This window comes from Cronobacter sakazakii, assembly GCF_000982825.1.
In the GTDB taxonomy this organism is placed as follows: Bacteria; Pseudomonadota; Gammaproteobacteria; order Enterobacterales; family Enterobacteriaceae; genus Cronobacter; species Cronobacter sakazakii.
In genome coordinates this window covers 4,192,766-4,215,007 of the sequence record NZ_CP011047.1, presented here as the reverse complement: position 1 = coordinate 4,215,007, position 22,242 = coordinate 4,192,766, and the positions used below count along the sequence as shown (strand labels likewise).

Sequence of the window (22,242 nt, the reverse complement as noted above, 5' to 3'; positions counted from 1 at the left end):
GTGGGTAAGGCGCAGCCGCACCCACCTTTTTTTCTGGAGACGATAACCGTTAATGTTATGGCGGGTGCGCTAACGCTTACCCGTCCTACGGTTAACGGCCTGGCTTTTTGTAGGGTGGGTAAGGCAAAGCCGCACCCACCTTTTTTTCTGGAGACGTTAACCGTTAACGTTATGGCGGGTGCGCTCACGCTTACCCGCCCTACGGTTAACGGCCTGGTTTTGTAGGGTGGGTAAGGCAAAGCCGCACCCACCTTTTTTTCTGAAGACGTTAACCGTTAACGTTATTGCGGGCGCGCTAACGCTTACCCGCCCTGCGGTTAAACGGCCTGGTTTTTGTAGGATGGGTAAGGCGCAGCCGCACCCACCTTTTTCACCGTCACGCACGCCTTCCCGCCCATCAACTGTGGCTCAAAATCTCCTGCGCCTGCTCGGGCTTATCGAGCATACGCAGCATCGTGCTTGCGATTTCCCGCTCGCCCATCACCACCTCATTCGCGCCGCGCTCGGTGATGTAATCCACCTCGTCGTCATAATGCGCGCGGGCGATGATTTCGATATCCGGGCGCTTCTCACGCGCGGCAGCGACGATTTCACCGGCTTCATAACCGTTCGGGATGGTCAACAGCAGCCAGCGCGCGCAGTCGAGATGCGCCAGCGTCATCGTCTGCTCGTTGGCGGCATTGCCAAGCACCGCGCGAACGCCGCGCTCGCGCAATGCCTCGACGCGGGTGCGCGAGGTTTCCACCACCACCAGCGGAATGCCCTCGGCGATAAGCTTCTCGCCAAGCAGGCTGCCGACGCGGCCATAACCCACCAGCAGCGCATGATTGCAGATATCCACCGGGTTCTGCTGTTCCTCTTCCATCGCCTCTTCCAGCGTCTGCTCCTCCAGCTCGTCGTGGCGCGACAGGAAACGCTCCAGCAGCACAAACAGCACCGGGTTAAGCATGATGGACAGGATCGCGCCCGCCAGCACCAGGTTCTGCCCGTCCTGCGGCAGCAGATCCAGCGCCATGCCAAGCCCGGCCAGGATAAACGCGAATTCACCAATCTGCGCGAGGCTCACCGCAATCGTCAGCGCGGTGCGGCGCGAGTGGCCGAACAGTTTCACCAGCGCAAACGCGGCGATCGATTTGCCGAACAGGATAATCAGCAGCGTACACAGCACCGCCAGCGGTTGCTGAATCAGAATCATCGGGTCGAACAGCATCCCGACCGAGACGAAAAACAGCACCGCGAACGCATCGCGCAGCGGCAGCGTATCGTGCGCGGCGCGGTGGCTTAGCTCCGATTCGTTCAGTACCATGCCTGCGAAGAATGCGCCCAGCGCGAATGAGACGTCAAACAGCTCGACCGCGCCGAAGGCAATGCCGAGCGCCAGCGCCAGCACCGCAAGCGTAAACAGCTCCCGCGAGCCGGTGGCGGCGCTGCGCGCCAGGATCCACGGCACCAGGCGGCGGCCCACCAGCATCATCAGCGCGATAAACGCAATGACTTTGCCAAGCGTAATGCCCATATCCAGGCTCAGGGTCGCAAGACCGAGATCGCCTTTCTCCAGCATCCCGGCGACGGCGGGCAGCAGCACCAGCGTCAGCACCATCACCAGGTCTTCGACGATAAGCCAGCCGATGGCTATCTGCCCGCGCTGGCTCTCTATCAACTGCCGCTCTTCAAGCGCGCGCAGCAGCACCACGGTACTGGCGGTGGAGAGACATAGGCCGAACACGATGCCGGTCATCAGCGACCAGCCGAGGAAGGTGGAGAGCCCGACACCCAGCAGCGTCGCCACGGCTATCTGCAAAATCGCGCCGGGAATGGCGATAGACTTTACCGCCATCAGATCCTTCAGAGAAAAATGCAGACCCACGCCGAACATCAGCAGGATCACGCCAAGCTCCGCCAGCTCCGGCGCAAGCTTTGTATCCGCGACAAAACCGGGCGTAAACGGCCCGGCCACCACGCCTGCGAGCAGGTATCCCACCAGCGGTGAGATACGCAGCCGGTTGGCGAGCATACCGAGAATAAAGGCCAGAACAAGGCCACCGACAAGTGTGGTGATAAGCGGTGTGGCGTGATGCATTCCGTCTCCTTTCGTTGAATGTGATACACCGGATGTTTTACGTGCAACTCGTAACAGTTTATGACAATTTTCGGCAGCGCGGGGCAGTTTATTAGCGAAAACTTTCTTAAATCTCTCATTAAGCGCAAAAAATGCGAACCAGACGCAGAAATCCATATTATCAGGAACAAACCGAGAAGATATGCGGATAACAGGTCGGGCCATTTTGTGCTTTCACTGACAAAAGTACGTGTTTTACGAAAGGAAAAAGTAAACGACGCTTTGATAACGCTCCCCAGATGAAAAATGGCGCTTTTTTGACGAGAAGATGAACGTAAGGTGATAGCAATTCAGTGAATTTGCCGTGCAGAGCCCTTTTTTTGTTTGTGAGGCATTAAATCGCCGCTTTTGTAACAAGGCATAAACCTTGCTTGCCGTTACGCTGTGGTTTTGAGGAAAGTCGCAAATCTGAAAACAAAGTTGAGTATGTTCGGCAGGCGCTGTAATTTCAGCATTCACGTTAAGGATAGGGAGAGTTGTCATGGGGTTAGCCAGAAAAGGGTTGGCTGTCGCGCTGCTGGCGGGGCTTAGCCTGCTGAGCGGCGGGGCATTCGCCTGGGAGCAGGATAAAACGTATAACATCACCATTTTGCACACCAACGATCATCACGGTCATTTCTGGCGCAACGAATATGGCGAATATGGTCTGGCGGCGCAGAAGACGCTGGTGGACAGCGTACGGCGTGAAGTCACCGCGCAGGGCGGCAGCGTGCTGTTGCTCTCCGGCGGCGATATCAACACCGGCGTGCCGGAATCTGACTTACAGGACGCCGAGCCCGATTTTCGCGGTATGAATCTGATTGGTTATGACGCGATGGCCGTCGGCAACCATGAGTTCGACAACCCGCTGAGCGTGCTGCGCCAGCAGGAAAAGTGGGCCAAATTCCCGCTGCTCTCCGCCAACATCTATCAGAAAAGCACCAATGAGCGCCTCTTTAAACCCTGGGCGATTTTCAAACCGCAGGGCATTAAAATCGCGGTGATCGGGTTAACGACCGACGACACCGCGAAAATCGGCAATCCGGAATATTTCACCGATATCGAATTCCGCAAGCCTGCCGACGAAGCGAAGCTGGTGATTCAGGAATTGCAGCAGAATGAAAAACCGGACGTCATCATCGCCGCGACCCATATGGGTCATTACGATAACGGCGACCACGGCTCTAACGCGCCGGGGGATGTCGAGCTGGCGCGCGCGCTGCCGGCAGGCGCGCTGACGATGATTGTGGGCGGTCACTCACAAGATCCGGTCTGTATGGCGTCAGAGAATAAAAAACAGGTGGATTACGTGCCGGGCACGCCGTGCGCGCCGGATCGGCAGAACGGCACCTGGATTGTACAGGCGCATGAGTGGGGCAAATATGTCGGCCGCGCGGATTTCCAGTTCCGCAATGGCGAAATGAAGCTGGTGCGCTATCAGCTCATCCCCATCAACCTGAAGAAAAAAGTAACGTGGGATAACGGCCAGACCGAGCGCGTGCTCTACACGCCGCAGATCCCGGAGAATCCGCAGATGCTCTCGCTGCTGACGCCATTCCAGAAAAAGGGCCAGGCGCAGCTGATGGTCAAAATCGGCAGCGTCAACGGGCGGCTTGAAGGCGATCGCAGCAAAGTGCGTTTTGTGCAGACCAGCATGGGCCACTTAATTCTTAACGCCCAGATAGCCCGCACCGGCGCGGATTTCGCGGTCATGAGCGGCGGCGGCATTCGTGATTCCATCGAAGGCGGCGATATTACCTATAAAGACGTGCTCAAGGTCCAGCCGTTCGGCAATACGCTGGTGTATGTCGATATGACGGGTAAAGAGGTGTTGGAGTACCTGACCGCTGTCGCGCAGAAAAAACCGGATTCCGGCGCGTATCCGCAGTTCGCCAACGTAAGCTTTACGGCCTCGGGCGGCACGCTGAATGATGTCAAAATCAAAGGCGAGCCGGTCGATCCGGCGAAAACCTACCGTATGGCGACGCTCAGCTTTAACGCGACGGGCGGCGACGGTTATCCGCCCATCGATAAAAAGCCGGGTTACGTGAATACCGGTTTTGTGGATGCTGAAGTGCTGAAGCAGTACATCCAGCAGAGTTCGCCGCTGGATGTAAACGCCTTTGAGCCGAAAGGCGAAGTGAGCTGGCAGTAACTCAGTCGCGGCGGGCGATATCGGCGAACTGCGCGTTCAGCAGCGTCGCTAAATCCGCCGCCGCCAGTTCGATATCCAGCCCGCGCTTGCCGCCGGAGATATAAATGGTCGGGAAGTCGCGGGCGGGCGCGTCAATCAGCGTCGGCAGGCGCTTTTTCTGCCCGAGCGGGCTGATGCCGCCTACCAGATACCCGGTGGTGCGCTGCGCTATCATCGGGTCCGCCATTTCCACTTTCTTGGCGCCGAGCGCTTTCGCGACCTTTTTCAAATCCAGCTGTGTGGCCACCGGCGTGACGGCGACGGCCAGATGTTTCATATCGCCATTCACCGCCACCAGCAGCGTTTTATAGACCTGCTCTGCATTAAGGCCGAGCTTGCGCACCACTTCATCGCCGAAGTTGGTTTCATTCGGGTCGTGCTCATAGGCATGCAGCGTAAAAGCTATCTTATTTTTTTCGAGTAGATTAACTGCGGGCGTCATGTTTCCTTTCCCATTTCTGTGACCTGTCGGCACAGCATAGCGCCAGACAGGGGCGAAAAAATTGTATCAGCTTGCGGGATTATATTGGCAGCGTGGATGGTTTGCGCGACAATCGCCGCAACCGTCCGCCGTCGCGGGCGGCATAACGACAATAACGAAAAGTTCCTCTTTGACGGGCCAGTAGCGATACTGGCCTTCTTTTTAAGAGGCGCGAAACATCGCCGGCAGGTTATCTTCGCCGTAAAGATGCAGCGCGCCGACGGCGACCACGTAACGCCCCGGCGGCAGCGAGAGCAGGTAGTGATGCCACTGCCGGTTACGCTGCTGCATCAGCATATCGCCAAGCTCGGCGCTGAACGTGTTCGGCAGCGCGACGCTGCCTGCCGCCTCGGGCGGACGCGCCATCCACCAGCCCATCATAATCTGCAACAGACGCGCGTTGGTGTGCCAGTGGGTCAGTGTGTCTTCAAGCAGCGCCAGACCGTCCTGCGGCAGGCGACGCAGCAGCTCCACCTGACTCTGTGCGCCCTCCAGTTCGCTCACTTTCACCTGGTGCGTCTGCGCGGCGTTTAAGAGCTGATAATCGATGCCGAAATCGGGCCGCAGGCCGAGGCGCTGCGCCTGGTGCGCCTGTAAAATCAGCGCCACCTGCCAGAGCGGCAGCGTATCGAGCCGGGAGAGCGGCAGCGCCAGATCGTCGATAAGTTTTTCAAGCTGGAGAAACAGCGCCTCGTCGAGACGCTCGCCGAGCGGCGGGCAGGGCGGCTGATCGCCAAAGGGCGAGCTATCGCCGCGAATATCGGCTTCGACAATCAGCGCGTCGGCGCGCCGCAGTTTTTCCACCAGCCGCGCGGGGAGCGGCGCCATATCCGCGGTGCCCATATGAATGCTGCCGACCAGGTGCAGGTAGCGCCCGCCGGGCAGCGTAATATCCACCGCCGGCCACGGATAACCGGGGCGCAGCGTGTCAAACCAGGTGCGCAGACGACGTAACAGGCCCATAACCACTTCCCCTGATGTAAAAAGCCATGCTAACGCGCGGGCGGGGCGGGTGCAAACGAGAGGGGCTCAAACCCTCCGGGCGGAAAGTTCACCGGCAGGCAGGCGGCTGTGGTGCAACACGGCGAGCACGATAATGCCGGGCTCAGGTGCGGTGTAATAAATACTATGGCTGGCGCAGGGGAAACGGCGTAGCGGGCAACCTGGCTGGTTTTCCGAATCTGCATCACTGTGTTGCGGCCATAAAAAAGCCCGCCGGAGCGGGCTTGCGCTTATTTTTTCGGGTTAAATCGCAGCAGCCGGTTGGCGTTACTGACGACGGTAATCGATGAGAGCGCCATCGCCGCGCCGGCGACCACCGGGTTCAGCAGGGTGCCGGTCAGCGGCCACAGCACGCCTGCCGCCACGGGAATGCCGAGCGCGTTATAGATAAAGGCACCGAGCAGGTTCTGTTTCATATTGCCAAGCGTCGCTTTGGAAATCGCCATCGCGTCGGCGACCCCGGTCAGGCTGTGGCGCATCAGGGTAATCGCGGCGGTTTCAATCGCCACATCGCTGCCGCCGCCCATCGCGATCCCCACTTCCGCCTGGGCCAGCGCCGGGGCGTCGTTGATGCCGTCGCCAATCATCGCGACTTTGCGACCCGCCTGCTGAAGCTTCTGAATCGCCTGCGCTTTGCCATCCGGCAGGACGCCTGCAATCACTTCATCAATGCCCGCCTCGCGGGCGATGGCGTTTGCGGTGACGGCGTTGTCGCCGGTCAGCATCACCAGCCGGTAGCCTTCGCGGTGCAGACGCGCCAGGGCATCGGCGCTGTCCTCACGCAGCGGGTCGCGAATGGCGAAGAGGGCCGCCAGCGAACCGTTCACCGCCAGCAGTACCGGTGTGGCGCCGAGGCTTGCCTGACGCTGCGCCTCATCGCGCAGCGCGTCGGTCGCGATACCGTTTTCCTCCAGCAACGCCTGATTGCCGAGCAGCAGCGTTTTCCCCGCTGCCTCACCGCTAACGCCCAGCCCGCGCAGCGTGCGAAAACCGCTGACGGCGGGAAGTTCTGCGCCGCCGGCGCGTTCGATAATAGCGCGTGCGAGCGGGTGGCTGGAGCCTTGCTCCAGCGCGGCGGCGAGGCGCAGCGCGTCCGCTTCGGTGATGCCGCCTGTGGTCGCGATGGCCGCCACCTGCGGTTTGCCTTCGGTTAACGTGCCCGTTTTGTCGAACACCAGCGTGTCGACGTCGCTTGCGCGTTGCAGCGCGTCGGCGTCACGCACCAGCACGCCAAACTCCGCCGCGCGCCCGACGCCAGAGATAATCGACATCGGCGTGGCAAGGCCCAGCGCGCAGGGGCAGGCGATAATCAGCACCGTGGTGACAATCACCAGCGTATAGACGATCTGCGGGGCCGGGCCTGCGAAATACCAGACTGCGCCGCTGAACAGCGCAATCAGCACCACGACCGGAACAAAAACCGCGGAGATGCGGTCGGCCAGCTTGCCGATTTCCGGCTTGCTGCTCTGCGCCTGGCGCACCATGCGAATAATGCGCGACAGCGTGGTGTGGTTGCCCACCGCAGCGGCGCGAAACAGCACGCTGCCATCCTGCACGACGGTGCCCGCGTGAATGGCATCACCCGCCGCTTTTTGCTGCGGCACCGGTTCGCCTGTCAGCATCGCTTCGTCAAACCAGCCTTCGCCGTCGGTAATGTCGCCATCCACAGGGACGCGATCGCCGGTAGTAAGGCGCAGCGTCATGCCCGGCGTCACTTCCGCCAGCGGCACGCTTTTTTCGCCTTCCGACGTGACGACGCGCGCAACCGGCGGTGTCAGATCCAGCAGACGCTCCAGCGCCTTCGATGAACGCTGGCGGGCGCGCGCCTCCAGCATATGACCAAGATTAATCAGACCAATAATCATGGCGCTGGCTTCGTAATAGAGATGGCGCGCTTCCATCGGAAAATGCTGCGGCCAGAGGTTGACGCTCATGGAGTAGAGCCAGGCCGCGCCGGTGCCGAGCGCCACCAGCGTATCCATCGTCGCGCTGCGGTTGCGCAGGCTTTTCCAGGCGCTGGTATAAAAATGACCGCCCGCGAAAACCATCACGCCGAGCGTGATAAGGCCAATGACCAGCCAGAGCGAACGGTTGGCGTCGGTGACCATCATGTTGTCGCCGAACATGCCCCAGATCATCACCGGAATGCCGACGGCAAGCGCCAGCGCCGCCTGCCAGCGAAAGCGTTTCATAGCCGCCTGCGCGGTCTGCTGCTGGCGTTCCCGGCGTTCGGCGTCGTCATCAATAGCCTCTGCGCCGTAGCCCGCTTTTTCAACCGCCGCGATTAAATCAGCGGCGGAGGCATGGCCCATCACCAGCGCCGTGCGCTCCGCCAGATTCACCCGTGCCTGCGTGACGCCCGCCACCCCTTGCAGGGCGTTCTGAACGCGGCTCACGCAACTGGCGCAGCTCATGCCGTTGATAAGCAGCTGTCGGCTGTCGTCATCGTCGGCGTTATCCGCTGCCGGAAGCTCAGGTTGCGCCGCTGTCAGTGCTTCCGACGGGGTTGATGACTCTGTCAGCGGGTTAGCCTTTGGGTGTGCGAGCGTCGCCTCGTAACCGGCCTGTTTCACCGTCTCAATCAGGGCGTCCGCAGGCGCAGTGGTGGTGACGCTGGCATGTTCAATCGTGACATCCGCGCGTTCAACGTCCGGGCGCTGCTCCAGGCTCTCTTTCACCCGTTTTACGCAGTGTCCGCAGGAAAGCCCGTCCAGGGCCAGTTCTATGGTGTTTGACATACGTTGTCTCCTCGGTAAGCGGTCAGCCTCGGGTTGACCAGAAAACGAAATGCTTTCGACTGTGTTTAAGCGTAAACCTTCCATCAAGGGGAAGGTCAAGGTTTTAAATCACGGATGGAAAGCCGCGTGTAAAAAAGTGTCCAGATAGCGCCAGAAAGGTGGGCAATGTGTCCGGTTCGCACCGCAGAAGAGAGCGAAAGCGCAGGGCGTTTCTGTTAACGTGGTTCGCTGATAAATTCTTGTACACGAGCGACACCGGGTTCTGGAAAATGTTATGAAATTTCTGAAATTATCGCTTTTTGCTGCGGTCGGGGCGGTATGCGGCGCAGCGCTGATGCTGCTGATCTTGCCGGTGGTGTGTCGCGTAGTGGTGGGGCCGATACAAGGTGAAGATCAAATGTCGCAAAACTTTGTCATTTTCCTGGTAGGAACGCCGTTACTGGCTGCGATCGGTGCCTTCGCTGGCTGGTTTCTCGGCACAAAAGTGATTCCGAAGCATTAACCCGGCCTGTGATACTTTCTGCCAGCCTTTACGGGACGCCGTGCGTTATAATCCCTTAGCGAAATGCCGGGATTACCGCGGGAAATCGCATTCATGGCAATGTATGCGTAATCTGGTGGAGTAACACCGGGCTTTACGGCACGGCGTCATTCAAACGCCTGAAGGGGGAAACGTGAATATCAGCGATGTGGCGAAAAAAACCGGGCTGACCAGCAAAGCGATTCGTTTTTACGAAGAGAAAGGGCTGGTGACGCCGCCGCGGCGCGGCGATAACGGCTACCGCACCTATTCGCAGCGGCATATCGATGAACTGACGCTGCTGCGCCAGGCGCGGCTGGTGGGGTTTAACCTGGAAGAGTGTCGCGAACTGGTGCATCTGTTTAACGATCCGGCGCGCCACAGCGCGGACGTGAAAGCGCGCACGCTGCAAAAGGTGGCGGAAATCGAAAGCCATATCGAAAGCCTGCGGGCGATGCGCCAGCAGTTGCTGGATCTCGCCGCCGCGTGTCCTGGGGATGACAGCGCCGACTGCCCGATTATCGATAACCTTTCCGGCTGCTGCCACCGACGCGCTGACGCGTAAGATCAGCGCTCGCCGTTCATCACGAAAATCACCACGCCGCGATACCAGGGCGATGCCGCAAGGGTTTTCTCCTGCGCCTTATCCCACTCGCCATTCTGCGCGATGCCAATTTTAAACGGAATGCGCAGGCCGAGCAGGGCGGGCAAATAGCGCGCGTAGCCCGGCACCGTGTGTCGCCCCTGATAAGTCTGCACCACCAGTTCATCCACCGGCAGGGCGTTAAGCTGCGCGACGCTGCCGGTCTGCGCCCAGTCGAGCAGCCCTGTCACGCCGAGCGCGAAACGGCCATCCAGCCGCGCCCGCAGCCGCGTTAAAAACTGGCCATAATCCCCGATACGCCGGGTCGCTGCGTCAAAATCAATCTGTAACCCGGTCACCGGATTTCCCGCCTGCGCCCAGCGCACGGGCAGGCGGGCCAGCGTGTCGAGCATCTCATCGCTGAGATCGAGCCGCTCAAGCCGCACGGTAAGCCAGAGGGCAGGCGCGCGCAGGCGGGCGACCGGCTGGCCGAGGCGCACAAACGCGGGCTTGCCCTGGCGCGTCACCACATCGCCCTGATGCAGATAGATAACCTCAGCCTCACGCAGCGCCGCAGACGGCCTGACGCCCGACCAGAGCCAGAAGGCCCGGTAGTCGGCGTCATTCGCCCGCGTCGCCTGCGCCCACGCGCTCGTTGTCGCCAGCAGCAGGCTTACCAGTAATATTTGAGCTGCTGCGCCCATGGGCTTCCCGGCCAGTTTTTCTTAAGCTGCCCGAACCAGGCTTTGCGCGTCGCTTTATCGACATCCTCGCCGCCGCAGTCGTTATACCCTGACGGCGCATAGCACATCACGGCGCGGTACAGCGCATAGCTTTTATCTTCCGGCTCGGCTTTCGGGTTGGCGATCACCTGCTGGTAATAGTGCTGACGATTCGGCAGCCCGACCGGGTGTTCGGTGCGGGTCACGGTATCGAGCGTACTGTTGCTGCCGCTGTCGCCCCACGGGTTGACCTGCGCGCCGGTCAGGCGGAAAAACTCGCCGAGGCAGTTCAGCGCGTGGCTGTCGTCCGGGTGAGCCGCCAGCGTTTTCGCGGTCTCATCAAGCGGCCTGCAGGCGTAGCCTTTCGCCACGTCGTCGCCTTTCCAGTTGAAAATGGTCAGGCTGACATCACCGTATGTCTTCTCATCCAGCGGTTTGAGATCGCCGGCCAGCGCTTTATCCTGGAGATAATCCTGATAACGGCCTTCGGTCAGATGGCGTGTAAGCAGCGTGTGCAGCGCAATGGTGCGCTCTTCGTTGTTCATGCCGTGCAGCGCCTGATCTTTAAGAAGATCCAGCGGCGCTCTGGTTTTCAGCACCAGCGAGCGGTAGCGCAGGCCCGTCACCAGGCTCTGCGGCGCGAAAATCGCCGCCGTTTCGTTGTTCTCAACCAGCGCGGCCGCCAGTTTCATCTGCAACAACTGCTGTTCAGCGCCCGGTTTGGCGGATTTCAGCAGGCGCTGCCAGTGGTCGCGCGCGGCGGCCCACTGCTTTTGCGCGCCCAGCGCGTCGCCGTACAGCACCTGCTCGCTGAAGGCGAGAATATCGTTCTGCGGCACGCTGTCGGCAGGCTTAATCGCCGCCACGACGGCCGCGTAATCCTGCTGCTGCCAGAAGAGCCAGGCGTTTTGCAGGTAGTTCCACAGCGGCATCAGCCCCGCTTTTTCATAGATGGGTTTGTAATCGTCGAGCATCTGGCGCGTCACGTGCGGGTTTTTGTCGGCTTTACGTTCATTTTCGCGCAGCCAGCGCAGCGTCTGGGTAAAGGTGAGCAGCGGCGCGTCCGGGCTGCTGATAAAAAAGGTGTCGCCGCTGGCGTCTTTGCTTTGCAGTTTGGTGTCGTTCTCTAAAAGCAGCGCGCGCAGGGCGTCGGCGTCCGGCGCCGCTTTCAGCGCCTGTTCGTAGCGCGGAGCCAGCGCGTCCCAGTCCTGGAGATACCAGTAGATGCGTCGCTGCATACCGCGTGCGGAGTCAGCGTAGTCGCCCTCCGGCCAGGCTTTCAGGTACGCCTCAGAATAAGCGAGCGCCTGGCGCGCGGCGGTTTTGTCAATTTTAGTGGTATCAAACAGGCCGTAATCATCGTCCACCGCCGCGGCGCTGCTCTGGTTAAGCGCCACGCGCATCAGCATATAGGCGGCGGTCTGCGCCACCCACGGCTGGCTGCTGGTTTTAAGCGCGCTAAAGCGTTCCGTCGCGGCGGGGTAGTCGCCCTGATAAAACGCGCTCGCCGCGCCAAGATATTCATCGAACGCAGCGGCAGCAGAACCCTGCGGCGCGTTGAGGCTGTCGGGCGTGCTGTCAGGCGCCTGATAAATACTCAGACGCGCCTGCGCCAGGTGTTGACGCTGCGCGTCGGTCAGCGATTTCTCATTATTCAGCGCGGTCAGAAACGCGATGACGCTCTGCGAATTATTGGAGACAAAACGGTTTTCACGGTCGGCGTCGCTCAGCGTCGCGGCGGCCGGGTCGAGATGCATGCTGGTCAGCAGCGTCGCCAGCGGGTCCGGCGCATCGCCTGCCGCGGTGCCGGGCGTGGCAGTTTCCGTGACGTCTTCTTCGTGATAGCCGAAGTGATAATCGCGGGTGGTGCGCGTGTCGGCGGGCAGCGGCCAGACCGGCAGCGCGAAATGTTTCTGCTCGCTTATCATGCGAATCAGGTTATCGCGGGTGTCGTTATTCACATTAAGCCAGGGCTCGCCTTGCAGAACGCAGCCCGGCGTGCCCCACGTGCAGTCTTCAATATCAGAAGAGGCCTGCGCGCAGAGCGTGGGCAGCGTCAGCAGCGCGAGGGCGATCCCTGTTAGTCGTAGCGTCATAACGTCGTTTCCTTGTGAATATTTTGTAAAAAAGCCTGTCCGGATCATGCCCGAACAGGCTTTTATTGAACAGTGCTGTCTTGCGAGAATCGGCTATTGCGTCCGGCTCGCCTGCACGCGCAGGCGAATGCCGTCGAGCGCGACCACTTCCACGACGGTACCTGCCGGTAAATCGCTGCTCGCCACGACCGGCCAGACGCTATCACCAACGGTGATTTGCCCGCGGCCATTCTCCAGCGCCTGCGTCAGCGTAAAGCGCTGTCCGATCAGCTGCTGGCCGCGCTGGTTCAGCGCATTGTCAGGCCGCGGCTGTGCGCGACGCGACAGCCAGCGCCACCAGAGCCAGACGGCGATAAGCATGAACAGCGCGAAACTCACGCCCTGCCACTCCCAGCCCAGCGGCAGAAGCCAGGTCAGCAGCCCGGTCGCTACCGCCGCCACGCCGCTCCAGAGCAGAAAGCCGTTGCCGCCGAGCATTTCCGCCGCCAGCAGCAGTCCGCCTAGGCAGAGCCAGAAGACGTGAGGGTGAGAGAGGATAAGGGTCATCATGGGCGTTTACGCTCGTTGCCGCTCTCTTTCATGAGTTCGGCGATCCCGGCTATCGAACCCATCAGGCTTGAGGCCTCCAGCGGCATCATCACCACTTTGCTGTTGCTGGAAGAGCCAATCTGCTGCAGCGCGTCGGTATATTTCTGCGCCACAAAGTAATTCACCGCCTGAATATCGCCCGCGGCGATAGCTTCGGAAACCATTTTCGTGGCGCGCGCTTCCGCCTCGGCCGAACGCTCACGGGCTTCCGCCTGCAAGAACGCCGACTGGCGATCGCCTTCCGCTTTGAGGATCTGCGACTGTTTTTCGCCTTCGGCTTTGAGGATCTCTGCCTGGCGCACGCCTTCGGCCTCCAGAATATAGGCGCGTTTGGTACGTTCGGCTTTCATCTGGGCGTTCATCGAGGCGATAAGCTCGGCGGGCGGGCGCACGTCGCGGATTTCGATACGCGTGACTTTGATGCCCCACGGGTTGGTGGCTTCATCGACAATGTGCAGCAGGCGGGTATTGATGCTGTCACGCTGCGACAGCATTTCGTCCAGTTCCATCGAGCCCAGCACGGTACGGATATTGGTCATCGTCAGGTTGATGATGGCAAGCTCCAGGTTGCTCACCTCATACGCCGCGCGCGGCGCGTCGATCACCTGAATAAAACAGACGGCGTCGATAGTGACGTTGGCGTTATCTTTAGAGATAACTTCCTGCGACGGGATATCGAGCACCTGCTCCATCATGTTGATTTTGCGGCCCACGCGATCCATAAACGGCACCACGAGATTCAGGCCAGGCTGAAGAGTTTTGGTATAGCGGCCAAAGCGTTCCACCGTCCACTGGAAACCCTGCGGCACGATTTTGACGCCAGCCATAACGATAACCAGCGCGACGAAAATAAGTACGGGGATAATAAACAGCATCGAACCAACCTCCTGTTGTGTGCAATAGCGACTATTTTACCGCCTGCCAGCGCCGGGCGCAGCGCCCGAATCTGGCAGGGGAACGTCATGGCATCCTTGCCGGTGGGGATCAGTAGAGCAGGGAGTAGAGCTGACGGCGATATTTCGACGCCAGCGCGTCACCGGTGCCCAGCGCGGCCAGGATTTCCTGGAGCATTTTACGCGCCTGGCCGTCGGCGGCGTTAAGATCTTTCTTCAGGTAGACGAAAAGTAACTCCAACGCCTCTTCGTTACGGCCGACCTGATGCAGTTGCAGCGCAAGCTGGCTGGCGAGTTGCGCGTCATCCGGGTGTTGCTCCACCTGCTGTTGCAACTGCTGGATTTCCGGCGTGTCCGCCGCCTGTTTCAGCAGGTCTATCTGCGCCACCAGGCTCTGATAACGGGTATCCTGATCCTGCAACGGAATGGTTTTCAGCACCGCTTCGGCGTCTTCGGAGCGGTTAAGCGCTATTTGTGCCTGCGCCAGCAGCAGGCCGATTTCGCTCGCCTGGTTCGACATCTGCCAGGCCTCTTTCAGCAGCGGCAGCGCTTCAAGATGTTTGCCTTCCTGCATCAGCGCCATCGCTTCCTGCGCTTTCAGCTCTTCTTCACGCGGCAGCACTTTGTCCAGCAGCGCACGGATCGCTTCTTCCGGCTGCGGGCCCTGGAAGCCGTCCACCGGCTGCCCCTGGCTGAACAGATAGACCGTCGGGATGGCGCGCAGGCCAAACTGCGCGGCGATGGCTTGTTCGTTGTCGCAGTCCACTTTCGCGAGAATAAACTGGCCCTGATACTGGTTCGCCAGTTTTTCCAGCACCGGCGTCAGCTGCTGGCAGTGCTGGCTGCGATCGGACCAGAAATAGAAGAGCACCGGCACCGTCATGGATTGCTCCAGGATCTGGTGCAGGTTCGCTTCGCTGAGGTTGATAATATTCTGTTCGGACATGAGTCACTCTCTGTTGTCGATTTCTTTTTTACATGGGGGCAGGGCGCTCGCCTTCAACTTACTCGTGTAAAATTTTGTCCATGATTCGCGTCGGCAGTAGCCGTTTGAGTATGCCTACCGCATGCGTCACCAGCGTGACCGGATAGCGAATACGCGGATTCGGGCTCTCAAAAGCATGGCGCACTTTGGCGACGACCGCCTCCGGGCCGAGTGTAAAACGCGCGGCGATGCCGGGGTTTTCGACCGGTTTATCCGTCTGCGTCTGGTTGACGTTTTCCGTAAAGCGCGTGCGAATAGGGCCGGGCTCAATCAGGCTCACCTTCACGCCGCTATAGCGCAGCTCCATGCGCAGCGCGTCAGACCACGCCTCCAGCGCGTATTTGCTGGCGGCGTAGGCGCCGCGTCCGGGCGTTGAAATTAACCCCATGACCGAGCTGGTGTTGACGATGCGCCCTTCGCCGTGCGGCAGCATCGCGGGCAGCAGCAGCATGGTGAGCTGATGCGCGCCGAAAAAGTTCGTCGAGAACTGTTGTTCCATCTGCGCGCGGCTGATGGTCGAGAGCGGCCCGTACACGCCATAGCCGCCGTTATTGAAAATCCCGTACAGCCGGTTATTCGTCAGGCGAATCACCTCCTGCGCGGCGGCCTCCACGCTCTGCGGCGAATCGAGATCGAGTTCAATGCCGGTAAAACCCAGCGTATTCATGCGCGCCACATCGCCCGGCTTGCGGCAGGCCGCAAGGATTTGAAAGCCCTGGCGGCGCAGCTCGTGCGCGCAGGCAAGACCAATACCGCTGGAACATCCTGTAATTAAGAGTGATTTTTGCATAACTTTACCCGCTCAGCGCCCCGCAGGGTTATGAGTCGTGTTTAACTAAAGGGGCCAGTCGCTGCGCCATCCAGTCGGCGATAAACGGCTGGGCGTCGCGATTGGGATGAATGCCATCGTCCTGCATCCACTGCGGTTTGAGGTAAACCTCTTCCATAAAAAAGGGCAGCAGGGGGATGGAAAAAGATTGCGCCAGTTCCGGGTAGATCGCTTCAAACGCCTGATTGTAGCGGCGTCCGTAGTTCGCTGGCAGGCGGATCTGCATCAGCAGCGGCTCCGCGCCCGCGGTTTTAACCTGTTCTATGATTTTCCTGAGCGTGGCGGAAAGCGTATCCGGCGGAAAACCGCGCAGGCCGTCGTTGCCGCCAAGCTCAATCAGCACCCAGCGCGGCTGATGCTGTTTAAGCAGCGCAGGCAGGCGCGAAAGCCCCTGCTGAGCGGTGTCGCCGCTGATGCTCGCGTTGACCACGCGCACGTCGCGCTGCTGCCATTTATCGTTCAGCAGCGCGGGCCAGGCGGCGTCCGCCGCCATACGATAGCCGGCGCTCAGGCTGTCGCCCAGCACCAGCAACGTGTCCGCCGCGGCGGCGCGAAAGCTTAATAACGCCAGTAACAGGAAAGGGAAATGCCAGCGGAAAACATTCTTGAAGTTCATCATCTTAATAAATCCGTCGGTCAGGGGGAACACGCCCTGTCCATCCTTACCGGAGTTGAACTGGTTGTCAAACCGGGCCAGAGCATTGCGCTGGTGGGCGAGTCCGGCTCCGGCAAGTCTACGTTGCTGGCCATACTCGCGGGGCTGGACGACGGCACCAGCGGCGAGGTGCGCCTTCTTGGCGAGCCGCTGCATCAGATGGACGAAGAAGCGCGGGCGCGGCTGCGCGCGCGGGACGTCGGCTTTGTGTTTCAGTCGTTCATGTTGATCCCGACACTCAACGCGCTGGAGAATGTCGAACTGCCCGCGATGCTGCGCGGCGAAACCAGTAAGGCCAGCCGCCAGCAGGCGCAGGCGTTGCTGGAACAGCTCGGGCTTGGCAAACGCCTCGATCACCTGCCCGCGCAGCTCTCCGGCGGCGAACAGCAGCGCGTGGCGCTGGCGCGCGCGTTTAACGGTCGCCCGGCGGTGCTCTTTGCCGATGAGCCCACCGGCAATCTGGATCGCCAGACGGGCGATCGCATCGCCGATCTGCTCTTCTCCTTAAACCGCGACAGCGGCACCACGCTGATTCTCGTGACGCACGATCCTGAACTGGCGGCCCGCTGCGATCGCACGCTGCGGCTGCGCGACGGCAAGCTGTGGGAGGAAGCATGACGGCCCGCTGGTTCTGGCGCGAATGGCGCTCGCCGTCGCTATTAATCGTCTGGCTGGCGCTGAGCCTGGCGGTCGCCTGCGTGCTGGCGCTCGGCAACATCAGCGACCGCATGGAGAAAGGCTTAAGCCAGCAGACCCGTGAATTTATGGCGGGCGACCGGACATTGCGCAGTTCCCGCGCGGTGCCGCAGGCATGGCTCGACAAAGCCGGGGAAGACGGCCTGACGCTCTCCCGGCAGCTCAGTTTTTCCACCATGACGTTTGCCGCCGACCGCCCGCAGCTGGCGAGCGTTAAGGCGGTGGATACGCGCTACCCGCTCTACGGCACGCTGCAAACGCGCCCGCAGGGGCTACTGCCCGCGCCGGGCACGGTGCTGATCGCACCGCGTTTGATGGCGCTGCTTGGCGTGAAACCCGGCGATCCGGTGGATGTGGGCGACGCGACGCTGAAGGTGGCGGGCGAGGTGATCCAGGAGCCGGACAGCGGCTTTAACCCGTTCCAGATGGCCCCGCGACTGCTGATGAACCTGGCGGATGTCGAACAGACCGGCGCGGTGCAGCCCGGCAGCCGTCTCACCTGGCGCTATAAATTCGCCGGCGCGCCTGAGGCGCTCGCGCAGTATGAACGCTGGTTGCTGCCGCTGCTTCAGCCGGAACACCGCTGGACCGGCCTTGAGCAGGACGACAGCGCGCTCGGCAAATCGCTCCAGCGCTCGCAACAGTTCCTGTTGCTCTCGGCGCTCCTGACCCTGCTGCTGGCGGTGGCCGCGGTGGCGGTGGCGATGAACCACTACTGCCGCAGCCGCTATGATCTGGTGGCTATTCTGAAAACGCTCGGTGCCGGGCGCGCGGCGCTGCGCAAGCTTATCATCGGCCAGTGGCTGATGGTGCTGCTGCTGGCGACTGTCACCGGCGGGGCGGCAGGCCTGCTTTTTGAGGCGATCCTGATGCGGTTGCTCGCACCGGTGCTGCCCGCCGCGCTGCCGGAAGCGAGTTTCTGGCCGTGGCTGTGGGCCGTGGGCGCGATGGTCGTAATTTCGCTGCTGGTAGGGCTGCGGCCTTACCGGCTGCTGCTTGCGACACAGCCGCTGCGTGTGCTGCGCCGCGACGCGGTGGCGAATCTCTGGCCGCTGAAAATCTATTTGCCGGTAATGGCGCTGATTGTGGTGGCGCTGCTTGCCGGATTAATGGGCGGCCGGATGCTGCTCTGGGCCGTTCTCGCGGGTGCCGTCGTGCTGGCGGCGCTGTGCGGGTTCGCGGGCTGGGCGCTGCTGTGGCGATGCGCCGCCTGCGGTTGCGCTCGCTGGCGCTGCGTCTGGCGGTCAACCGCCTGTTGCGCCAGCCGTGGCAAACCCTGAGCCAGCTCGCGACATTTTCGCTCTCTTTCATGCTGCTGGCGCTGTTGCTGGTGTTAAGAGGCGATCTGCTCGACCGCTGGCAGCAGCAGTTGCCGCCGGAAAGCCCGAACTATTTTCTGATTAACATCGCACCGGAGGAGCGCGACGCGGTGAAAGCGTTTCTGGCGGAGCATCAGATTATCCCGCAGGCGTTTTACCCCATCGTTCGCGCGCGGCTGACGCAGATTAACGGCAAGGCCACCGTGGGTAATGAGGATGAGGCGCTCAATCGCGAGCTCAATCTCACCTGGCAGGCGGAGCGCCCGGAGCATAATCCGCTCACCGCAGGACGCTGGCCGCCGCGCGCGGGCGAAGTCTCGATGGAAGAGGGGCTGGCGAAACGCCTGAATATCGCGCCTGGCGACAGCGTGACCTTCACTGGCGACACCCAGGCGTTTACCGCGAAAGTGACCAGCCTGCGCAAAGTGGACTGGGAGAGCCTGCGGCCTAACTTTTTCTTTATCTTCCCGCCGGGCGCGCTGGACGGGCAGCCGCAAAGCTACCTGACCAGTTTTCGCGCTGACAAGGCCGACGCCATGCTGACGCAGCTTAACCGGGAGTTTCCGACGGTGAGCGTGCTGGATATCGGGGCGATCCTCAGACAGATAGGCCAGGTGCTGGAGCAGGTGAGCCGCGCGCTGGAGGTGATGGTGGTGCTGGTGACCGTCTGCGGCGTGTTGCTGCTGCTGGCGCAGGTGCAGGTGGGCATGCATCAGCGCCGCCAGGAGCTGGTGGTTTACCGCACGCTGGGTGCCGAGAAAAAACTGCTGCGCGCCACGCTCTGGAGCGAGTTCGCGCTGCTTGGCCTGGTGGCGGGGCTGGTGGCCGCCATCGGGGCGGAAGTGGCGCTCGGCGTGCTGCAAACCCGCGTGTTTGACTTCCCGTGGGAGCCGGACTGGCGGCTGTGGGTGATGCTGCCGCTCTGCGGCGGGTTGTTATTGTCGCTGTGCGGCGGCTGGCTCGGCGTGCGGCTTTTAAAAGGCAAAGCGCTGTTTCGCCAGTTTAACGGCTAGCGCAGTAGCGGTGGCGCAGCCAGGCGTCCACCTGCTGGTAGTCGCCGCGAAACGCGATGTGCTGCGCTTTTTTCTCTAACTGATAGCGATACATCGGGTCGTAATAGCCCTCCAGCAGCGGCGCAAGCCAGGCGAAATGCGCATGGGTTTCACCGGTGCGCTGCTGGCGGGCGAGCGCGGCCTCCTGAAGCGCCGCCAGCTCGGCGTAGCGCGCAAGCCCCAGACGGCGGCGGATGGCGTAAAGCCCGTGGTGCAGGTAGTCGCCATAAGCGCGCCAGCCTTCGGCTTCATCGCCGAGCGCTGCCTGAAACGCGGCCTGCATCTGCACAAAATACTCCTCACGCAGCCGCTCCAGACGGCGTTCCAGCGGCTCTTCGACCACCGCAACAGGCGCCTGTAGCATCTGTTCGCGCAGTACGGCGGGCAGATGGTTGGCGCCTATAATTTTGCCTTCATCTTCCAGCACCCAGAACGGGTTGCTGAGGGTCATCCAGCGGGCGTGATGGTTAAGCATCGCGGCGGCGAGATGGTTTTCAAAACTGGCCTGCGCCCGTTGCGGCGTCAGCGTCCGGCCAAAGGACGAGCCGCGGTGATGCGCCAGCCCTTCCAGGTCAATGCCGGTCGGCAGCGCTTTCACCAGCTGCGTTTTGCCGCTGCCGGTACACCCGCCGATAAGCACCATCGGCAGACGGCTTAAGCGATCCGTAGCGTCCATCGCCGCCTGGCGCAGCCGTTTGTAACCGCCTTCCACCAGCGGATAGTCGATGCCGCGCTCACGCAGCCACTGCTGAACGATATGGCTGCGCATTCCGCCACGTGCGCAGCAGAGAAAGCCCTCGGGATGACGCTCGCAGGCGAGACGCCACGCGTTAAGCCGGGCTTCGCGCACCTCGCCGCACACCAGCCGGTGGCCGAGCGCCAGTGCGGCCTGCTGGCCGTGCTGCTTGTAACAGGTGCCGACCGCCGCGCGCTCGTCGTTATTCATCAGCGGCAGATTAATCGCACCTAGCATCGCGCCCTGCGCAAATTCCACCGGCGCGCGAACGTCAATCAGCGTGACGCCGCGTGTAATAAGCGCCAGCGCATCGTCGCTGTCTGGCCGCCGTTGTGCATCCTTTTGCATGTTGTTCTCATCTTTTTTAAAACGCCGCCATTGTACGCCGCTCACTCTTGCCGGGGTATACGGAAAACATCCCGGGCGGCTTCGATAAATTCCGGCAATCCAAATGCGCAAACTGGCAAAAGCGGGCGTCTGTATAAGAAAAAACGGTGAAAATGGCAGCAAAAATGCCTCATCCAGCCATCGATATTTCTGGACGACTTTACTGCTTTCCTTCTTTACCGCCAGAACAGCAGAGAATATTCCATCTGGTTCTAAAGACCCGCGAATGATTCTTTAACCGCCAAAAAACGCAGTCCTATCATTTGGCCATTCTCTGATGACTGGATAAACCGACCATGTCGATAGTCGATTCTGTAACCTCTCTTATCGGGCAGACGCCGCTGCTGCGCCTCGCAAAGCTCGATACCGGCCCGTGTGAACTGCTGCTGAAACTGGAAAACCAGAACCCCGGCGGTTCGATTAAAGACCGCGTGGCGCTCTCGATGATTAACGAGGCTGAACGCCAGGGGCGGCTTGCGCCCGGCGGCACCATTATTGAAGCCACGGCGGGCAATACCGGCCTTGGCCTTGCGCTTATCGCCGCCCAAAAGGGCTACCGGCTGATTCTGGTGGTGCCAGACAAAATGAGCCGCGAGAAAATTTATCACCTGCGCGCGCTGGGCGTGGACGTGCGGCTCACCCGCTCGGACGTGAACAAAGGCCACCCGGCCTATTACCAGGATTACGCGCAGCGCCTCGCCGATGAAACGCCTGGCGCGTTTTATATCGACCAGTTTAATAACCCCGCCAACCCGCTGGCGCATCAGACCACCACCGCGCCGGAGCTTTTTGCGCAGGCGGAAGGGCGCATTGACGCTATCGTGGTGGGCGTTGGCTCCGGCGGCACGCTCGGCGGGCTTCAGGCCTGGTTTCGCGAGCACTCTCCCCACACTGAATTCGTGCTCGCCGATCCGGCAGGATCGATCCTGGCCGATCAGGTTGAAACGGGGCGCTATCACGAGGCGGGATCGTGGCTGGTGGAGGGCATCGGCGAGGATTTCATTCCGCCGCTCGCGCATCTCGAGGGCGTCCGGCAGGCTTTTCGGGTGACCGATGCCGCCGCGTTCGCCGCCGCGCGCGATCTGCTGAAAATCGAAGGCGTGCTGGCGGGCTCCTCCACCGGCACGCTGCTTGCCGCCGCGCTGCGCTACTGCCGCGCACAGACCACGCCGAAACGCGTGGTGACGTTCGCCTGCGACAGCGGCAATAAATATCTCTCGAAAATGTTTAACGACGACTGGCTGCGCCAGCAGGGGCTACAGACGCGGCCCACCGTGGGCGATCTGCGTGATTACATCGCGTTTCGCCATGATGAAGGCGCGGCCGTGACCGCGGCACCCGATGATTCGCTCGCGACGGTGCTCGCCCGGATGCGGCTTTACGATATCTCTCAGCTTCCGGTGCTGGCGCAGGGGCGCGTGGTGGGCATTGTCGATGAGTGGGATCTGCTGACGTTTATCCGCGGCGACAGTCAGCGTTTTCTCACGCCCGTCTCGGCGGCCATGAACCGCGAAGTGGTGACGCTCGATAAAAGCGCCAGCGAGCGGGAACTGTTTGAGGTTTTCGAACGCGGTCTGGTGGCGGTGATTACCGACGAGACGCGCTTTCTCGGGCTTATCACCCGTACCGATGTGCTGAACCGCTGGCGCAACCAGCTTGAATCTTAAG

18 protein-coding genes and 1 pseudogene are annotated in these 22,242 nt (G+C 61.0%); 7 read left to right on the top strand and 12 right to left on the bottom strand.

Going from position 1 to position 22,242, the window contains the following annotated elements:
- Positions 1–397: 397 nt before the first annotated feature.
- Complete coding sequence (gene ybaL / locus CSK29544_RS20020) at positions 398–2,080, bottom strand: YbaL family putative K(+) efflux transporter (RefSeq protein ID WP_007891940.1); 1,683 nt, start codon at positions 2,078–2,080, stop codon at positions 398–400.
- Positions 2,081–2,600: 520 nt separating this feature from the next.
- Between ybaL and ushA the strand changes: the two genes are divergently transcribed.
- On the top strand, positions 2,601–4,253 hold the full coding sequence (gene ushA, locus CSK29544_RS20015) for a bifunctional UDP-sugar hydrolase/5'-nucleotidase UshA (protein ID WP_007891941.1): 1,653 nt from the start codon (positions 2,601–2,603) through the stop codon (positions 4,251–4,253).
- 1 nt (position 4,254) lies between these two features.
- Here ushA and ybaK read toward each other — a convergent pair whose 3' ends face one another.
- The 3 genes from ybaK to copA form a co-directional block, all read right to left on the bottom strand.
- Positions 4,255–4,734: a Cys-tRNA(Pro)/Cys-tRNA(Cys) deacylase YbaK gene (gene ybaK / locus CSK29544_RS20010; RefSeq protein ID WP_007891943.1), complete on the bottom strand. Its 480-nt coding sequence runs from the start codon at positions 4,732–4,734 to the stop codon at positions 4,255–4,257.
- A 201-nt stretch (positions 4,735–4,935) separates the two neighbouring features.
- A complete protein-coding gene (locus CSK29544_RS20005) occupies positions 4,936–5,736 on the bottom strand; it encodes a TraB/GumN family protein (RefSeq protein WP_007891944.1) in 801 nt (266 codons plus the stop codon).
- A 269-nt stretch (positions 5,737–6,005) separates the two neighbouring features.
- Positions 6,006–8,513: a copper-exporting P-type ATPase CopA gene (copA, locus tag CSK29544_RS20000; RefSeq protein WP_007891945.1), complete on the bottom strand. Its 2,508-nt coding sequence runs from the start codon at positions 8,511–8,513 to the stop codon at positions 6,006–6,008.
- A 274-nt stretch (positions 8,514–8,787) separates the two neighbouring features.
- On the opposite strand from copA, the gene CSK29544_RS19995 reads away from it, so the two are divergent.
- Positions 8,788–9,015, top strand: a complete 228-nt coding sequence (locus CSK29544_RS19995; protein ID WP_007891946.1) for a hypothetical protein — start codon at positions 8,788–8,790, stop codon at positions 9,013–9,015.
- Between the two features lie 172 nt (positions 9,016–9,187).
- Positions 9,188–9,598, top strand: a complete 411-nt coding sequence (gene cueR / locus CSK29544_RS19990) for a Cu(I)-responsive transcriptional regulator (protein ID WP_007891948.1) — start codon at positions 9,188–9,190, stop codon at positions 9,596–9,598.
- A 2-nt stretch (positions 9,599–9,600) separates the two neighbouring features.
- On the opposite strand, the gene CSK29544_RS19985 is transcribed toward cueR, so the two are convergent.
- The 7 genes from CSK29544_RS19985 to tesA form a co-directional block, all read right to left on the bottom strand.
- Complete coding sequence (locus CSK29544_RS19985) at positions 9,601–10,320, bottom strand: DUF3142 domain-containing protein (RefSeq protein WP_007891951.1); 720 nt, start codon at positions 10,318–10,320, stop codon at positions 9,601–9,603.
- Positions 10,290–12,434 (bottom strand): PA5441 family protein, encoded by a 2,145-nt coding sequence (locus CSK29544_RS19980; RefSeq protein ID WP_007891953.1) that lies wholly within the window; start codon positions 12,432–12,434, stop codon positions 10,290–10,292. Before CSK29544_RS19980 ends, CSK29544_RS19985 begins: the two co-directional genes overlap by 31 nt.
- 93 nt (positions 12,435–12,527) lie before the next feature.
- Positions 12,528–12,983 (bottom strand): NfeD family protein, encoded by a 456-nt coding sequence (locus CSK29544_RS19975; protein WP_004385480.1) that lies wholly within the window; start codon positions 12,981–12,983, stop codon positions 12,528–12,530.
- Positions 12,980–13,897: an SPFH domain-containing protein gene (locus CSK29544_RS19970; protein ID WP_004385479.1), complete on the bottom strand. Its 918-nt coding sequence runs from the start codon at positions 13,895–13,897 to the stop codon at positions 12,980–12,982. The genes CSK29544_RS19975 and CSK29544_RS19970 overlap by 4 nt, the downstream gene beginning before the upstream one ends.
- A gap of 109 nt (positions 13,898–14,006) precedes the next feature.
- Entirely contained in the window at positions 14,007–14,861 is an 855-nt protein-coding gene (locus CSK29544_RS19965; RefSeq protein ID WP_007891955.1) for a co-chaperone YbbN, read from the bottom strand.
- Positions 14,862–14,919: 58 nt separating this feature from the next.
- Complete coding sequence (locus tag CSK29544_RS19960; RefSeq protein WP_007891956.1) at positions 14,920–15,690, bottom strand: SDR family oxidoreductase; 771 nt, start codon at positions 15,688–15,690, stop codon at positions 14,920–14,922.
- 28 nt (positions 15,691–15,718) lie between these two features.
- Complete coding sequence (tesA, locus tag CSK29544_RS19955) at positions 15,719–16,345, bottom strand: multifunctional acyl-CoA thioesterase I/protease I/lysophospholipase L1 (protein WP_007891957.1); 627 nt, start codon at positions 16,343–16,345, stop codon at positions 15,719–15,721.
- On the opposite strand from tesA, the gene ybbA reads away from it, so the two are divergent.
- Together ybbA and ybbP are read left to right on the top strand one after the other, a co-directional pair.
- The gene (gene ybbA, locus CSK29544_RS19950; protein WP_004385475.1) at positions 16,316–17,002 is read left to right on the top strand and encodes a putative ABC transporter ATP-binding protein YbbA; all 687 of its coding nucleotides are present in this window, start codon (positions 16,316–16,318) and stop codon (positions 17,000–17,002) included. The two genes, tesA and ybbA, sit on opposite strands and share 30 nt — an antisense overlap.
- Positions 16,999–19,412 (top strand): annotated as a pseudogene (gene ybbP, locus CSK29544_RS19945) (putative ABC transporter permease subunit YbbP). The gene ybbA and the pseudogene ybbP overlap by 4 nt, the downstream one beginning before the upstream one ends.
- On the opposite strand, the gene mnmH reads toward ybbP, so the two are convergent.
- Entirely contained in the window at positions 19,402–20,535 is a 1,134-nt protein-coding gene (gene mnmH / locus CSK29544_RS19940) for a tRNA 2-selenouridine(34) synthase MnmH (RefSeq protein WP_029039166.1), read from the bottom strand. The pseudogene ybbP and the gene mnmH sit on opposite strands and share 11 nt — an antisense overlap.
- A 103-nt stretch (positions 20,536–20,638) precedes the next feature.
- On the opposite strand from mnmH, the gene CSK29544_RS24655 reads away from it, so the two are divergent.
- Both CSK29544_RS24655 and CSK29544_RS19935 read left to right on the top strand, forming a co-directional pair.
- Entirely contained in the window at positions 20,639–20,812 is a 174-nt protein-coding gene (locus CSK29544_RS24655) for a hypothetical protein (protein WP_007891963.1), read from the top strand.
- A 58-nt stretch (positions 20,813–20,870) separates the two neighbouring features.
- Positions 20,871–22,241 carry a pyridoxal-phosphate dependent enzyme gene (locus tag CSK29544_RS19935; RefSeq protein ID WP_007891965.1) on the top strand — a complete coding sequence of 457 codons (1,371 nt, stop codon included), beginning with the start codon at positions 20,871–20,873 and terminating at the stop codon, positions 22,239–22,241.
- Position 22,242 lies beyond the last annotated feature (1 nt).